The 16,379-nt window shown below is 54.7% G+C and carries 11 protein-coding genes and 3 pseudogenes; 6 read left to right on the top strand and 8 right to left on the bottom strand.

Going from position 1 to position 16,379, the window contains the following annotated elements:
- Window positions 1-63 precede the first annotated feature (63 nt).
- The 3 genes and pseudogenes from B0G73_RS38575 to B0G73_RS40865 all read right to left on the bottom strand — a co-directional run.
- Window positions 64-1,686, bottom strand: coding sequence for a DUF1302 domain-containing protein (locus B0G73_RS38575; protein WP_106286277.1), 1,623 nt, complete (start codon window positions 1,684-1,686; stop codon window positions 64-66).
- Window positions 1,687-2,015: 329 nt separating this feature from the next.
- Window positions 2,016-3,410: a DUF1329 domain-containing protein gene (locus B0G73_RS38570; RefSeq protein ID WP_146142598.1), complete on the bottom strand. Its 1,395-nt coding sequence runs from the start codon at window positions 3,408-3,410 to the stop codon at window positions 2,016-2,018.
- A gap of 314 nt (window positions 3,411-3,724) precedes the next feature.
- Window positions 3,725-4,483: pseudogene (locus B0G73_RS40865) on the bottom strand (transposase); the annotation flags it as partial.
- Window positions 4,484-4,849: 366 nt separating this feature from the next.
- Between B0G73_RS40865 and B0G73_RS38555 the strand changes: the two are divergent.
- Window positions 4,850-6,289: a TetR/AcrR family transcriptional regulator gene (locus B0G73_RS38555; protein ID WP_106286274.1), complete on the top strand. Its 1,440-nt coding sequence runs from the start codon at window positions 4,850-4,852 to the stop codon at window positions 6,287-6,289.
- Between the two features lie 636 nt (window positions 6,290-6,925).
- Here B0G73_RS38555 and B0G73_RS38545 read toward each other — a convergent pair.
- The 3 genes from B0G73_RS38545 to B0G73_RS38535 form a co-directional block, all read right to left on the bottom strand.
- Window positions 6,926-7,882: an electron transfer flavoprotein subunit alpha/FixB family protein gene (locus B0G73_RS38545; RefSeq protein WP_106286273.1), complete on the bottom strand. Its 957-nt coding sequence runs from the start codon at window positions 7,880-7,882 to the stop codon at window positions 6,926-6,928.
- 28 nt (window positions 7,883-7,910) lie between these two features.
- The gene (locus B0G73_RS38540; protein ID WP_106286272.1) at window positions 7,911-8,660 is read right to left on the bottom strand and encodes an electron transfer flavoprotein subunit beta/FixA family protein; all 750 of its coding nucleotides are present in this window, start codon (window positions 8,658-8,660) and stop codon (window positions 7,911-7,913) included.
- 71 nt (window positions 8,661-8,731) lie between these two features.
- The gene (locus tag B0G73_RS38535; RefSeq protein WP_106286271.1) at window positions 8,732-9,580 is read right to left on the bottom strand and encodes a 3-hydroxybutyryl-CoA dehydrogenase; all 849 of its coding nucleotides are present in this window, start codon (window positions 9,578-9,580) and stop codon (window positions 8,732-8,734) included.
- 278 nt (window positions 9,581-9,858) lie between these two features.
- Between B0G73_RS38535 and B0G73_RS38530 the strand changes: the two genes are divergently transcribed.
- Window positions 9,859-10,116, top strand: a complete 258-nt coding sequence (locus B0G73_RS38530) for a calcium-binding protein (RefSeq protein WP_106286270.1) — start codon at window positions 9,859-9,861, stop codon at window positions 10,114-10,116.
- Between the two features lie 118 nt (window positions 10,117-10,234).
- A pseudogene (locus B0G73_RS38525) lies at window positions 10,235-10,814 on the top strand (IS3 family transposase); the annotation flags it as partial.
- Window positions 10,815-10,988: 174 nt separating this feature from the next.
- On the opposite strand, the gene B0G73_RS38520 reads toward B0G73_RS38525, so the two are convergent.
- Window positions 10,989-12,044 carry an AraC family transcriptional regulator gene (locus B0G73_RS38520; protein WP_106286269.1) on the bottom strand — a complete coding sequence of 352 codons (1,056 nt, stop codon included), beginning with the start codon at window positions 12,042-12,044 and terminating at the stop codon, window positions 10,989-10,991.
- A 674-nt stretch (window positions 12,045-12,718) separates the two neighbouring features.
- Between B0G73_RS38520 and B0G73_RS38515 the strand changes: the two genes are divergently transcribed.
- Together B0G73_RS38515 and B0G73_RS38510 are read left to right on the top strand one after the other, a co-directional pair.
- Window positions 12,719-13,456 (top strand): GntR family transcriptional regulator, encoded by a 738-nt coding sequence (locus B0G73_RS38515; protein ID WP_106286292.1) that lies wholly within the window; start codon window positions 12,719-12,721, stop codon window positions 13,454-13,456.
- Window positions 13,457-13,795: 339 nt separating this feature from the next.
- The gene (locus B0G73_RS38510; protein ID WP_106286268.1) at window positions 13,796-15,019 is read left to right on the top strand and encodes an ISL3 family transposase; all 1,224 of its coding nucleotides are present in this window, start codon (window positions 13,796-13,798) and stop codon (window positions 15,017-15,019) included.
- A 100-nt stretch (window positions 15,020-15,119) separates the two neighbouring features.
- On the opposite strand, the gene B0G73_RS38505 is transcribed toward B0G73_RS38510, so the two are convergent.
- Window positions 15,120-16,031, bottom strand: coding sequence for a LysR family transcriptional regulator (locus tag B0G73_RS38505; RefSeq protein ID WP_106286267.1), 912 nt, complete (start codon window positions 16,029-16,031; stop codon window positions 15,120-15,122).
- Window positions 16,032-16,166: 135 nt separating this feature from the next.
- Here B0G73_RS38505 and B0G73_RS41690 point away from each other — a divergent pair.
- Window positions 16,167-16,286 (top strand): annotated as a pseudogene (locus B0G73_RS41690) (acyl-CoA dehydrogenase); the annotation flags it as partial.
- Window positions 16,287-16,379 lie beyond the last annotated feature (93 nt).

Below are 16,379 nucleotides of genomic sequence, written 5' to 3'. Positions count from 1 at the left end.
TCAACGATTAAGAAACATGCGCGCCAGACCCGCGAGTCCGACATGCCGTGATGCGCGAAAGCTTTAGAACGTGACATTAAGATAGCCACCAACGAAGTCGCGATCCCTGTAGTACTGCCGGGTAAGATGCCTATTTTTTCCGCCGAAATAATTTGTATAGGACAAGCCAGCCGTTATGACATTTTTCGAGGCATTCTGAACAAAAAACAAGCTTATGGTGGTCGCTTGGTTTCCGGCTAGTGCACCTGCCAAGGCACTGGGGTTGTCGCCCAACTGATACGAATAAAAGATGTCAGGCGTAAATAGCCAGCCGGGAATCACGTTGCCATCATAGGACCAGTTGAAATCGACGTTCAAGCTTCCCGAGTATTTGTTTGCGGTACTGACCAGATTGCCGCTTGAATCCTGGAAAAAATATCCGCCGGCGAGAACGGGCTGGTATACCTGAGCACCGTTCAGGTTGCGACTAACAGTGCCTGCACCAATGTTATAGTGAACCATAACCGCTTCCAACGAGAGTTGGGCGTTGTTCGCATGAAGCACGTGCTTTACCAAAAAGGGGTAATCGCTTGGCGTCATCCCTAATACAGCGCTGACGCTCGTCTGGATCTTACGAGCATCGATACTGTACGGACAAACCGATGTGTCCGCGAACGGCCCACTTGGGTTATAAGTGCTCTGCGGAGATGTGTAGCAACCACCAAGGCCAACGGCGTCCCTTGGACGGTAAGATGCTTCCCATCCGAGCGCCCAATCACCGACTGCGCCGTTCGAACTCACCCCATATAGGCTTCGATTCTCTAAATAGCGGTAACTGCCGTTAGGCGTACCGTCAGTTTGATACACCGGGGCCTTGTCGTTGTAGTGAAGATAATAGAAACCGAAGTCAACACCGCTACCAACCGGCTTGTAATGCCCCGAGAAGCCAAACTGCCCGCTATTGCTAGGTTTGATCTGATTCCAACCGCTGCCGTTGCCAAAAGTATCGCTCGTCGAAAAATAGCCACCGGCCGGCGCAAATTTGTCGGCATTCCATGCCACCTGATAATAGGTTTCGACGCGCAGACCAGGCAGAATGCCACCTGCCACACTGACCATTGGCGCCGGCAGCAGCACTTCCTTGAGCAGCGTGCCGGGAATGGCATATTTCTGGTAGTCGTAGGCATTGATTGAGTTGATGCCGCCGCCGGCATAGAGCGTTTCGCCCCAGTTAATAACCTGATTGCCAATCCGTACGCGCCCGGTCTGACCATTGATGTTGAAACTCTTACTGACCCAGAGATCGAGGAGCTGGGGGTTGTTGACCAACTGATTGCGAGCCGGTTGAGACAACGGACTGTTGGTCCAGTCGGCGGCAAAGTCGTGCTGTATTGTTGCGCGCGCCAGAAATGAAATACCCTGTTCCGGTAGCGCGAATGAGAATTCAGGCGTGACTTTCACATACAGGCTGAAAAGGTGATCCTTGCTGTAGTTTTTATCACCTGAAACTGCGAAGCCGGAAGCGGCGAATTCCGGCGATGTGTCTATGCCCGAAACTCGCATGCCGAAACCCGTTCCAAGCAGAGTTGTAAAGTCTCCTGTCAGCGTTCCGGTATCGTTTTGGAATGTTATTGCCACCACCGGTGTTGCAGCCAGCGACGAAAGCACTGCCGATGCAATCAGTATGTTTTTTAGCTGCCCAGCCATCCTCGCTCCTATTTTTCTCTGTTCAATCCATCTGGATACTGTCAAACCGATGCACTTAAATGTGCAAGGCAGCGGATGAAATACATCTCCAAAACTTGTGAGGTCGAGGTGATGAGGTTGCAGCAGTCTTCGACTACTCGCCCGCGCCGGGGGAACTCATGCAAGCAGCGAGCCCCGACATTACTGACCAATCTTGCCAACTGGTTATACCGGGGTGATGGCGGCATATATCCCATGCAGTCGTTAATGCTGCCGGCCCGTGTATTTTCGGAACAGACGGAGCGGCAGCGGCAGTTATTGGAGGCCTGCCAGAAATCTTGGCGCAAGCCTCAACGCTCGCTAATCGCACGCAAGTTTTCCGGTGAAAACCAGTCGAGGCTCAGACGCGGGTCTTGCGATCGGTCCGTGAAGAACCGGGTATCCTTGGTGCCTTGACCCGACCAGATTTGGTCCCAGACGTAACGTCCACTGATCAAGTCATTGAAGACGTACGTACCTGCAACGCAAGCACCTAGCTCGTAGGCCGGCGTCGGACTGGCTTCGTGAACTCGCCACAGATTTCCTTTCGCGTCGTAGTCTTCGCCTGCCACCGTCATCCAGCTATCCTCGTCTAGGTACACCGTGCGTTTCGGTGCCGAATGTCGCACGCCATCTTTAACCGTCGCCTCGAGTACCCAAACGCGATGCAATTCATAGCGCCGTCCGGACGGCTTCACGTAGTCAGGGCCCAGGTTCTGCTTGTAGTCGCCCGTACTGTCCCATGCAAGAAAATTGTTATAGGAAACATATAGTTCTTTCTTGCCGACAAGCTTCCAGTTGTAACGATCCGGATTACCGTAAAAAACTTGCTGGTCGTCAACCGGGTACTGGTTTTCAAATCCGATGATAGGTGCGTCGTAGCCATACGATGGCTGCCGGCGCACGCGGCGCTGACCAGGGAAATAGGCATAGGATTCGTTATCCTTATTGTAGTAATAGGTCTGGTTACTGGCAAACCCGAGCTGGGAAGCAGGCTCCAGAGCATTGTAGTGGCTGGCAATCTGGACGCCACCGTTGTCCTTGGGACTGGAGGTACCCTTTTGTGCATTCGGATAGAAAAAGACATCGCTACTAACATACGCGAGGCCATCACGCCCCGATCCTGGTGGCGCCGACAAATACGAGACCGCTCGCGCTTCTTCATTCCCGACCCCCTGATATTTTGCCAGCCAGTTCCAGATTGCTTCGATGCCAGTTTTCGGGAACGGGAAAGGAATACCCGGCAACGCCGCATCTTCGAGCGACCAGCCATCGGCGCCGATTTTCCCGCGCCCTTGGGCATTCAGCACGGTATTCTTCGCAACAAAGTCAGGGATGCCACAGTCTCGATGGGTGGAATATACCGGCATGGTGTACCCCTTTTTCGTCTTGAGCAGTTCAATCTCGCCAACCGTAAGGTGATCCGCATATTTGCCGACGTTGGACGCGTCGATGATGAACAGCGGCTTGTCGTCACTGTGCGGCCAGTAGGTTTTGCGATTTTTGCCGTAAATCCATCCTGCGCGCGGCGGCTCGGCTCCCGTCCAGACCGGAATAGTGGCGTCACTATTTCCACTCATCTCCGCACCGGATGGAGTGAGACTTTTACCCAGGTCTTCCGGACCGGCAGCCCAACTCCCGGACATCGCCGCAGCCAGCGCGATTGCAGCAGCACTTACCTTCATCAACTCCAGCTTCATCTTCATGTCATCCCCTACATGGCCGACCACGTTTATCTACAGGTCGATGGTAATCACGAGATTTTTCTTACGATAGGTTCGTACAGGCCATAGCCGGGTGCCTGTCGGCCACCTGCCTCTGCACGAGATTTCAAATCTTCAATTGCAAACACCGCAAATCGGTGCTGACCTGACGTCCGGGACTGTGGTGCCAGCTAAGCATTTTTTGGGCGGATTCGGCGAAATACCCGGCGTGACTGAGAAGAACGATGGACATAGGCGTCCTTACAATGTGATAAGATTTCGCCGAACGCAGGCATACTTACGTCACTTGAACAAAGTAATGGTCGCGCGACGTACAAGCCGGACATGCCGTGTTCCGCGACGATATCGACTGCCTCCTTGGTGAAATCATCTACGACAGTCAGGCACTTCAGACGCCGCCCGTTCGACAGTGCATCCATCTCGAGGTCAATTGACCAACCCTGGTTAGGCCCGCCCGTCAATGCCAACTGCTCACGTTCAATCATGACGCCGTGGCACCGACGGCGGCGTCGCACGGCCAAGCCAGCCCAGCTTCACGATAAAGGCTATGCACGCGCTTGTGATTCGCGTGAATGCCTTCGCGCTCCACGAGTGCATGCAGCCGCCGGAAGCCGAAGCGCCGCCCGTCATGCGCCAGTTCCACCAGGCGCGCCGTCAGCGCTTCGTTCTCGCGGTCCGGCATCGCCTCGTAATGCAACACGCGGCGACATAGCCCGACAAGCTGGCAGGCGCGGCGCTACGAGATGTTTACCTTCTCCAGAATCGCCGCCACTGCTTCGCGCTTGGCTTGTGGGCTCAGGGCTTTCCCTGGACGGCCACCTTCAACGCTTCCATAACTAGCATCGCTTCGGCCAGCAGTTCCTTCAGCCGCGCGTTCTCGGCTTCCAGCTCCTGCAGTCGGCGCGCTTCCGACACCTCCCTGCCGCCGAACTTCGCGCCACTTGTAACGACGCGTCACTGAAGCCGTGCTTGCTGCACAGCTCCTTTGCCGGCACGCCGGCCTCGGCTTCCTTCAGCAACCCGGTGATTTGCTCTTCCGTAAAGCGCTTCTTCATGTTCGTCCTCTTCTCCGAAAACGAACTTTCCTAGCTTCTGACTGACCCGGTTTGTTGGGGTAGGTCGCTTAACGATATGTACGCTTGACCTAATAATAGTCGCTGATGGACCTAGAGGCAAGATCGTTAAAGTAAGGGAAAATACTGCCTCGTGAGACGTACAGTTCGCGTGGACATCGTTCTGATAGGCGGCGCATATGGCTCTGTCACCAAATTCGAGCGCCGATGTTCCGGACCAATTTGTCAAATCAGGAACCATCGGTCGCGGACTCTAACATCAAAAAAAACATTTCAATATTTCGTGATACCATTTGTTCGACCTATAGCTGTAGCTTGGGTCGTACAAGATTTTTTAGGGGAGCCAGCATGCAGAAAAAGGCGGTGAAGCACTGGACGCTTGATGAGGCTAGACAGCCTAAGTCCGGCACAGGAACGACTACGGGGCGAAATCGGGAGCTACGCATTACCCAGATCATCCATGCCGCCCAGCAAACGTTCCAGGAGGATGGGTACGCTAGGTTTACAACCCGCCGCGTGGCCAGTCGCGTTGGCATTACACTAGGAAATCTTCAGTATTACTATCGGACGAAAGAAGAGTTGCTACGTGTAACCTTGCAGGCATACTTGAACCAGACACTGGACACCTACCGGGAAATAGCAAATCGGAAAGATGCCAGTGCGGCGCGGCGTTGCTCTGTGTTGGTGGAGCGAATTATCCAAGATATCAACGAAACCGACTTACCGAAGTTTATGTTTCAAATCTGGGCTTTCTCCCAGCACGATTCGTTTGCAGCGGCGCTCGTCGACGACACGTATGCGGAGTGTCGGTGCATATTTTCGAAATTGTTGGCCGAGATTCACCCAGCTTTGACCAGCGAGGAGTGCCTGGTACGCGCATCCATTCTTGTCTCCCAAATTACCGGGATGATGATCTTCGCTTATCACGGCGGAGACTCAGATAAGGACTACGCAGAGTTCATTCGCGTAACGAAGCGGGCTGTGAAATTGATCGTCGGTTTGTCCACAAAGACGCCGGGGAACGATACTCTTTTCCATTGTTTAGCCGATCCTTCGGTAGGCGCGGACGATAGCGCCAGTGCACGCATCGCGCCCATTGACCCTGAAGATCGATTCCAGCAGCGACTATTCGAGCTGACTATACGCGCAACGGGACAGAATGAAGTCTACTACCGACCAACGGTTCAGGGGAAACGCAGGGAGGTCAAGATCAACGAGATCGTCTCCTCTGCCGCGAACCTTCTCGCCACAGAAGGATATGGGAACTTCACGCAAGCGCGAGTGGCCAGGGAGCTTGGCATTCTCCCATCTGCGCTTCAGAACTACTTTCCAACATATGACGATCTGCTCCATTCGACGATTGATGCGCTAATGAAGCTCTATTTGGACCGGTATACAGAAATGGGGAATCCAGACGGAAAATCTGCGCTTGATCGTCTGCGCAAACTTGTCAAAGACGTCTCTGAGGAAGGTCGTGATCCGCGGGTATGTCGATTTTCCTTTGAAATGTTCGCACTGGCCCAACACTCGGAGAGGACACGCGAACTCGTGGGAAAGGTGTACTCTACCTATCGGGCGATTTATGCGGGTCTAGTGCGAGAGATAGACTCATCCGCGACCGCTCGCGAATGCCTGGCGCGTGCAACATTGATTGCTGCGCAGCTGGAAGGTACGTCGACTTTGATGTTTGGCAAACAGCAGTTGCCGGCGAACACTGACTCGGTTTTTAAACTAATGCAGACTATGGCGATTCGCATCGCGCAAGGAGGGATCACCACGGAGACTTGATATGAAGAGGCACCCTGCAAAAAATTTTCCATCCTGGAAAACGACAACCGGCTGAGACGGGTCAACCGGTCAGCGTGCGGCCAGAAACCTTGAGGTTTGCTTTAGGCGTTTCTCGTCGGAATTCGAAGTCGGTCGGTCTGCAACTTGCACTGGACGATCCAATTCTTTAGATGCAATTCCTGATGTTTGTTTAGCTTTCGGTGACCACCGGCACCCTGACTCGAAACGCTGTCGAGCATTTCGAATGGCTGCATCAAACTGCGACTCTGTCGCCAGATGTTTGTGATCAACGCTCACGAGCCAGCCATGACCGGACTTACACCATCTAATGCGCCCTTCCTCGTACATTAGACAGAACCAGCGCCACAGTTCGGCGTCGCTACGATTTGCCAATCGCGCTGCTTCAAATCGATCATCCCTCTCGGAAATGTTTGGCATAACCTTCCCCTAACTCCTCAAATAGTAACGGTGACCAAACTCCAATACGCGAATCCACGTGCTTAGGTAGCCCCACCATCTTGGCTACCGTACCACCGCCCTACCTGCTGCGAGCGGAGATATGTCCACGGCAAAGACCGTGACTGAATAAGTCCGCAGCAGCAGCAGCAGCCCGATCTTGGGCAGAGATTCAAGGGATTAGACGGTTTTTTCAACCTCGCTCACGAGATCGGGAACGACCGTAAACAAATCTCCAACCAGACCATAATCCGCAACGCTAAAAATTGGCGCTTCCGGATCTTTGTTGATTGCGACGATTACCTTCGAGTCCTTCATTCCGGCCAAATGCTGTATCGCACCGGAGATGCCAATCGCAAAGTACAGCTGCGGCGCGACGACCTTGCCTGTCTGGCCGACCTGATAATCGTTTGGCACGTACCCCGCATCGACGGCTGCGCGGGAAGCGCCCATCGCAGCGCCCAGCTTGTCGGCCAGAGGCTCGAGCACCTTTGTGTAGTTCTCGCCACTACCCAGACCACGCCCACCCGATACGATGACGTTCGCCGACGTCAGTTCCGGACGGTCCAGCTTCGTCACCTCGCGGCTAACGAATTGCGAGACGCCTGCATCAGCCGCCGCTGCGATCCTCTCAACCGATGCACAACCGCCTACTATTGCGGCCGGTTCAAAACCGGTTGCACGGACCGTAATGACCTTGATTGGATCTTTAGACTGCACAGTCGAAATAACATTGGATGCGTATATTGGTCGCTCAAACGTATCGGCGGAATTTACAGCCGTAATTTCACTGATCTGCGCAACGTCTAGCTTTGCGGCAATACGCGGCCCGATGTTTTTACCGTATGCGGTAGCTGGTGCCAGGATATGCGAGTAGCCGTGAGCGATGCTCAGCACTGTTGCCTCAACGTTCTCCGCGAGGCCTTCTGCCAGTTGAGGCGCATCCGCGAGAAGAACCTTTTCGATTCCCGCCACGCTGGCAACCTCCTCCGCCACTCCCATTGCACCATGACCGGCGACGAGCACATGAATAGCCTGATTTGTGCAAGTGGCTATCATCGCACCAGCGCCGATGGTGTTTAGTGTCGCCGCCTTCAACGACGAGTTATCGTGCTCAGCAATTACCAGAATTGTCATCTCATTCGTCTCTACGATTTCACGCTGATTAAATAACCTTGGCTTCGGTTGTGAGTTTTTCGATCAATGTCTTCACGTCTGCCACTTTCACGCCAGCTAAGCGCCTCGGCGGATCGCTGACTTTCAGTGTTTTTAGTCGCGGCTTGACATCGACGCCCAAGTCTCCGGATGTCACAATCTCAAGCGGTTTCTTCTTCGCCTTCATAATATTCGGCAACGTCACATAGCGTGGCTCGTTCAAACGCAGGTCGGTCGTGACAACCGCGGGCAGTTTTAGTGACAAGGTTTCCGTGCCGCCATCGACCTCACGCGACACCGTGACCTTTCCATTCGCCACAGCGATCTGGGCCGCAAATGTAGCCTGAGGTAGCGTTGCGAGCGCAGCGAGCATCTGGCCCGTCTGGTTCGAGTCGTCGTCAATTGCTTGCTTGCCAAGAATCACGATGGAAGGCCGCTCCTTGTCGACCAGCGCCCTTAGCAGTTTCGCCACCGCCAGCGGCTGCAACTCCTCGTTCGACTCGATCAGGATCGCGCGGTCCGCGCCCATCGCCAGTGCCGTGCGCAGGGTTTCTTGGCATTGGGCGGCACCGGCCGACACTGCAATCACTTCTGTCGCTACACCCGCTTCTTTCAAACGCACGGCTTCTTCAACGGCGATTTCGTCGAACGGGTTCATCGACATCTTGACATTCACAATGTCGACCCCGGTATTGTCCGTCTTCACACGAACCTTCACGTTGTAGTCCACCACACGCTTCACTGCCACCAGAATTTTCATGTTGCTCCTTCAATGAAACAAGAATCCGATCAACGTTCCGCCGGCCAGATTTCATCCTTGTATCGCGATATTCAATAGGCGTAAAAACCACGACGAGTCTTTCGACCGAGAGATCCGGCGTCCACAAGCTCTCTGAGCAATGGTGCCGGCCGATATTTTGGATCGTTAAAATCGCGACTTAGTACCTCCATAATCGCCAGCACAGTGTCAAGACCGATTAGGTCTGCCAACGCGAGGGGCCCGATTGGATGATTCGCGCCCAGCCTCATGCCGGCATCTATATCTTCCGCGCTCGCGAGTCCTTCGTGCAAAATGCAAATCGCTTCATTGATCATAGGAACCAAGATTCGGTTCACTGCGAAGCCTGGCGAATTTTTGACGTCGATAGGTGTTTTGCCAATACGCTTTGCGAACGCCACCGTCGTATTGAACGTCGCGTCACTTGTGTGCGCGCCTCGGATGACTTCGACTAGCTCCATAACCGGCACAGGATTGAAGAAATGCAGTCCTATGAAGCGGCCGGGATTTGAAATTGTCGCACCGAGCTTTGTCACCGATACCGACGAGGTATTGGTAGCGACGATAGTATCCGGCTCAACGATCAAGTCCAACTGTTTGAGAATATTCTGCTTGTTGCGCACATCTTCGGTCACGGCTTCGATTACCAGCTCACATGCCGCCAGACGCTCCAATGCAACGCCGCCATCAATCCGAGCCTGTATCGCGGACGCCTCGGAATTGGATAATTTCCCTTTCGATACAATTCGTTCGAACGCAGCCGCGATACCTTCCAGACAGCGCTGTATTGCCGCGTGGTCGATATCGTTGAGTACAACATTCAGTCCTGACGCCGCACACGTCTGAGCGATGCCTTGTCCCATCTGGCCTGCACCCACAACACCTATCGTCTGGATTTTCATATCGCGCTCCTTGTACGCAATTCGTTTCTCCTCCGCGGTAACCTCAAGCCAATCCGCGAATAACTGCCTATCGTGCAGCGACGGGTCTTCCCATTGAAGACTGGCGGTATTTTTGCAAACGGCTCATCTGTTTTTTGTTGAGGAGAGTCCTTCTGCTCAATCTACGCTTCGCGTTACGGTCAAACAAACGATTTATCCGCATGCACATGTGCAAAAATCTCACTCCATAAATCGACGCCTATACCGAGGAAGAGCGGGCGACGTCGTAGCATTGCTATCTGGAAGAACAGCTCTCGTTTCCGTTCGAGGCCGGCATTCGCAAAGCAATGGCCTCTTCACCGCTGCGCCCGGGTGAACACGTCTCGGTCACAGGACTCGCTCATGAAGACCTGTGCCGGGTTGGCATCTTCGTCTGGGTTCGGTGGGGCCTACGTGACGTGGTGGCACCCCTGGCCCAGATCGTTCCGGTGAGCTGCGATGAACCGACACAAGTAGCCGTCGCTGACTGGCACTACTGGCATGATCAAGGTTACTGACATCCAGAAAGCCGTCGCACTGTCGCAGTGGGATCTCGCTCACCTCGTCCTGATCTCTCGCAGTGTTGTTGGTCCCGTACTAAATTCCAACTTCTGACGGGTTACGCTGACGGATACGTTCGAAGCGACGACCAATTCGATGCACGACCTTCCAGTCGCACCCAATATTCTGGACCAGGACTTCAGTGCAAGCGCTCCGAATCAAGCCTGGTGCGGTGACATTACCTACATCGCAACCGATGAGGGATGGCTGTATCTGGCCGGCCTCAAGGATCTGTATAGCAGAGAGATCGTCGGCTATGCTATGAGCGAGCGCATGACAAAACAGCTGGTAATGCAGGCGCTGTTTCGCGCTGTCGCGTCGCACCGACCACCGGCCGCTCTGATATAGCACACGGATCGTGGCAGTCCAGTACTGCGCCCACGCCTATCAGAAGCTCCTCAAACAGTTCGGCATGCAGGCATCAATGAGTAGACGTGGAAATTGTTTTGATAACGCACCCGTTGAATCGTTCTGGGGCTCATTGAAAAATGAACTCGTCTATCATCGCAAGTTCTCGACCCGCGACCAGGCCTGCAAAGAAATCACGGAATACATCGAAATCTTTTACAACCGGCAGCGAACACAGGAACGCCTGGACTATCTGTCGCCGGCCGCTTTCACGCAGCGATTCCATTTGAGTAAAATCGCTGCTTAGCCGTTGGCGTCCACGGATTCCGACTGACCTCACCGTCGCTCGTCAGCCACGGCGACGATTCTCGATTCGGCATAGTCCGGGATCCGGCATGAACCTGAAAGGCCGATCACATCGATTCGTATCGCTGTCCGTCTGGCTGTTCACAAACCTGCCGATTATCAATACTGCCGATGACTACGCCACGCTCATGCCGTGGAGCATGCTCTCACGAAAATCACTCGGCGAAAGTCCTGTCCAGCGCCTGAAGGCATGCCGGAAATTAGATGCGTCGCTGTAACCGACGCGGCCAGATATTTCTTCCGCCGACATTCGGCTGGTGGACAAAAAGTTTATCGCAAGTTGTTTGCGGACCTCGTCAACGAGCTGGTTGTAGGACATTCCCTGGTCTGCGAGCTTACGTCGCAACGTGCGGGGTGACACATTCATCCATTGCGCCAGCTCGGTCAGCGTTGGCAGAGTGTCTGTGTAGGACAGGAGACGATTTTTTACTCGCATGCAAACATCGTCGCAGCGCTCAACTTTACTCATAATTCGTTCGCACGACGCAACGCAACTCTCGTACATTAAATTGCAGCGCGCTACCGGATTTGCTCTTAACCAGCGCGAATCAAAGCGCATCTCACAGTTTGGTGCGTTGAAACTGGGATACGTGCCGAAGGTGATCGCATATTCGCGGTTGTTAGTCCCGCCAAGCTCGGCAGAAGTGTTCAATGCGACAGACGTAAGGCGGAAGTCGGGCGAAATTGCCTCACGCAGCAGCGTAAGCATCTTCGACATCTCTAGTTCTATGCAAAACCGCTGCTCCTGAATGTCGAATGAGTGGAGAAATTCGAAGCCCAGCACCGCTTCAGAACCTTCTTTGCGCAGCTTGAGATGGAACTTGGCACCCATGAGCGGCGCAAACCGATTGGTCATCTCGATGGCGGTTGCTAAGCTATCTGCGCTCGCGAATGCACTACCAGCAAAACCAAACGATGACAAACGCAAACGTCGGCCAGCGGCTAATGCTAGCGATGTCGCCGACATCATGCGGACACCATTGCGATGCAGCCGCAATTGTTGGCACAGCGAGATCTTGGTTCGCCAGTCCAGCAGTGCGCGGTGCTCGATATCAGTGCCAGTCAAGGCATCATGCGTCGCGCAGCCCTGCTCATTCAATACGCTCAACAGCGCTAGCACTTCGCCGAGATAACAGGCTCGGTCGCGGATTGATATGTCGGAGTGGGTCATAGTTTTTCCAAAAAACTAGGGCTTCAGCCGTAAAGTTGTATTGGCTGACACGTCTGCACCTTCATCAACACTACACCCACCTCAAAGCAATTTACGCGCCATGTCAGATAAAATCAGTGTTAACACGATTAAGGCGAAAATGTCGAATGAAAACATACACGTATTGATTTTTAGTGTCCCAGCGTCCTAGCATTTGCGCGGCCTAGCTTGCACTAATTTGATGTATGATGCATCCATGCATAGGCATTGTCTATCGGGCTTTCCCTCATTTGGAGCATTGCCACAGAGATGCGTCAGGAATTTTTGAACCAATCAAAGAATGGAAATGGCCGTTGCGGCCGCATGCCAACAGACGTGTCCGGTGCGACCGGCATGCCTTCGGAGGGACCGGTGGTACATTTGGAGGCGCTGCACAGAAATTGGGTAATTAAAGCGAGATGGTGCCTATATAACTAGCCGCCGCCTGTGATCGAATCGGCAGCTCGATGGCCTCGGAGGTTTTGCCCGACAGAAGACTATCCGAACGCGCAGGATCACTTTATGGTATGTCGCAGCACTTTCTTCGCGCGGAATGCGTAATCGAGTATTTGGTGGATCACGCTGCCCGCCCAGTCTTATGCAGTCTGGCGCCGTGCGGGATGACATCCGTCCCAACTTGCATTAAAGGTAAATTGATGACCAATTTGTTTCAAGCCGTCGGACATACAAATCTCGGCGAGACGGTCTATAGCGTCATTTCTGCGCAGCTGATCAAGGGAGGTCTGCGGCCCGGAGACCGGCTTAGAATCAGGGACATCGCTGCACAGATGGGTACCAGCGTCACACCGGTGCGAGATGCGTTGCTGCGGCTGGTGCAGGATCGGGGTTTAGTTTTCCAGAACGCTCGTGATATTCGTGTTCCTCATATTTCGGCCGACGAATACCTTGAGATCCGGATGATTCGCGTTGAGCTGGAAGGGCTTGCCGCGGCCCAAGCGGCTCAGAGAGCCGACGAAGCAGATATCGATCGTCTGTTGCTTTTGGTGAATGAAAATGAGGAGGCCATCAAGGCTGGTGATTTCGCTCGAGGGACTGAGACCAATCAGCTCTTCCACTTCGAATTGGCACGCGTTGCAAAGGCGCCAGAATTGCTGGAAATCTTGACCCGTCTTTGGATCCGGATGGGGCCAATCATCTCGGAGGTCTATGAACAAGGTGGGCGCTCAATGATCGAGCATCACTATCATATTGTACAAGCAATAAAGGATCGCAACCCCCGAGCGGCTCGTTCCGCTATGCGCGAGGACATCGAGTCTGCTGGCGAATTGATCCTGCGACTGAGAACTCAAGATCGAACGCTTGGGGTGTCGAGTGGTAAGACCGTACCACATGCACTAGCTGGTACCCCGCGTCGTTCCAAAAAGACGGCCTGAAAATATGTTGGAAGAAAGACTCGACCCAAATCTATATGTTTCTCTGCCCATACTGGCGGAATTCGCATTCCGTCAGACAATTGGCCACTTCGAAGCACTACGCACTCCTTATCGAGCAGACCGTTTCGCAAATCACCCGGACGAAACACCAATCGTCGATCTCACGCTGCTTTAGACCAACCTTTTTTGCTTCTTTCGAATCTCGAGTGGGTGGACTGCCGGGTCAAGCGCGGGCGCAAGCCCGGCGAAGCGACCGCTTGACGCGCGTGGTGCAAATAAGCCGGTGCAGGGCTGGTTGCGGCAGAATGCGGCAACCAGCCCTGCAAGACCAAGCGAACGATGACGAACCAAACTCAGCTGTTTGAAGCCGCCCTTGGAATCAAGGCGCCGTGGTATGTGCAAGGTGTCGATTTCGGCACGGAACTGACTATTGCCGTGGACTTTGTCGCGGACAGTCGGTTTGCCTACCCCGGGGTGCCTGGCGAACACCCGGTGCACGACACGGTTATCAAACGGTTGCGCCATCTGAATTTCTTCCAGTTCGACTGTTATCTGGAGGTGCGCGTGCCGCGTGTGCGCTTGCCGGACGGCTCGGTGCGGCTCGCACAGCCTGACTGGATGGGCAAGCTGGATGGCTTTACGCTGCTGTTTGAAGCGCTCGTGCTGACGCTGTGCCGGGAGATGACATTTGCGGCGGTGGCCCGCCTGGTGAACCTGTCGTGGCATCGCGTGAAGGCCATTTGCGACCGTTATGTCGATCTGGCCGTGGCCGCGACTGACCTGTCCGACGTGAGCGCAGTGGCCATTGACGAAACCTCGTGCCGACGGGGCCACGGCTATGTCTCGCTGGTCGCCGACATGGATCAGCGGCGCGTGGTCTTCGTCACGCCAGGCGAGGATGCCGGCGTCGTCGAACGCTTTGCCAGGCACCTGGAGGAACACAACGCAACGCCTGCACAGATCCAGTCGGTCAGCATCGACATGTCGCCCGCCTTCATCAAGGGCGTGGACGAGCATCTGCCCGACGCACGCGTGACGTTCGACAAGTTTCATGTGGTTGCGCACGCGTCCAAAGCCCTCGACGGAGTGCGCCGCGAGCAGCAGAAGACCGATCCCGCACTGAAGGGCATGCGCTGGTCGTTGCTCAAGGATGCTGACAAGCTGAACCTCGTGCAACTGACCGATCTCGAGGCGCTGATCAGCCAGTACACCACCAACCGCACCGCCCGTGCCTGGATGTACCGCGAGCAGTTGCGCGAGATTCTCGATCGCAAGCAGATCCACGTCGTCTCCAAGATGTTGCGTCGCTGGTGCACCGGCGTCATGCGTTCCAAGGTCGAACCCATGAAGGACGTCGCACGCATGATCCTCCGGCATTTCGACGGCATCGTCGCCTGGGCCCAGACGCGCCAGACCAATGGCTTCATTGAAGCGATCAACGGCCTGTTTCAAGCGGCCAAGCGCAAGGCGCGGGGATATGCCAGCTTCAAAACCATGCGAACCGTGTTGTTCCTAATCGCCGGCAAGCTCGACTTCTCGGCCATCAATCAGCATGCCTCGTGAGCCGCATTACCCACTCCACTTTTAAAAGAGCCCCTTTTTTTGGCCTCACAGATTTCTCGCTTGGTTGGATAGAATCGAACCAGCGCGCCTTTGAGCCAGCTCAATCTAACCGTGCTGTTGCCCAGTATTGCCGCGCCTGCGATTCAATCCAGACGCGAAACACGGTCAGTGCCACGTTCTCCGATTTTTGCTCGGGATAGATCAGGTAGTAAGAGCGATCGCTCGCATGCTCGTAACGGGAGGCTTCGACCAGTACGCCTCGCCGCAGTTCGTCCTCCACCAGCAGCCGCGGAATCAAGGCAACGCCCATGCCATGCACTGCGGCCTCCGCCAGCATCGAGAACAGTTCGAAACGCGGTCCCGACATGTCGCCACCGACCTGCATGTCGCGCGAAGCAAACCAGTCCCGCCACGCGTAAGGACGCGTGCTCATCTGCAGCAGGGGATAACGCGACCAATCCGCCCGGTCCAACGTCTTGCGCGGCGCGATAAGCCCGGGACTACAGACCGCGATCAGGCTTTCTCCCATCAAGAAGACACTTTCCGTTCCGGGCCAGCCAGCGGTACCCGCATGGATGGCAGCATCGAACACGGTATCGCCGAATAAAAACGGCCGCGTCTGCGCTGCCAGATGCACCGTCACATCCGGATGCTCCTGCACAAACAAAGGCATGCGCGGCAGCAGCCATTTAGTCGCGAAGGTTGGTACCACAGCCAGCTCGAGCGTGCCGCCCTGCCCGCCCTTTGCCATTAACTCCAAAGTATCGCGCTCGACCATATCGAGCAACGAACCGACCTTTCGACTGTAAGCCGTACCCGCTTCGGTCAGCGCGACACCGCGCCGGCTGCGGCGGAATAGCTTCACGCCCAGAAAGTCCTCGAGTACGCCGATCTGACGACACACAGCGCTTTGCGTCACGGCCAGTTCGTCGGCCGCCTTCGTAAAACTCTGATGACGCGCGGCCGATTCAAATGCTGATAGCGCAGAGGTGGAAGGGATCTTGCGTCGCATTGGGCCCGCCTTTTCAAGGATTGGAGGATCGACTAACAAGTGCTATTTTTTCACAATTGAGTGCGAACAAAGCGTTTGTGCGTTGACAATATTTTGCTTAGATTTCCGATACTCCACTCTCCTGCCGATTTCAGAATGAGCACAGCGCGCAAATCCGCAGCCTTCCATTGGGACGATCCCTTGTTGCTCGACCAACAGTTGAGCGATGAGGAGCGTATGGTGCGCGACTCGGCCAACGCGTATTGCCAGGAACGGCACTGTCAACTTATCGAGAGCGGGGCGTAAAAGCGGGAGAAAGAGCACGCCTCAAAATGAGTAGGATGGATTTTGGGCGAGTTCGGTGAATTC

The sequence above is a fragment of the Paraburkholderia sp. BL25I1N1 genome, from assembly GCF_003002025.1.
Lineage (GTDB): Bacteria > Pseudomonadota > Gammaproteobacteria > Burkholderiales > Burkholderiaceae > Paraburkholderia.
Note: the sequence above shows the minus strand (reverse complement) of the source record. Positions and strands in the feature narration are given on the sequence as shown.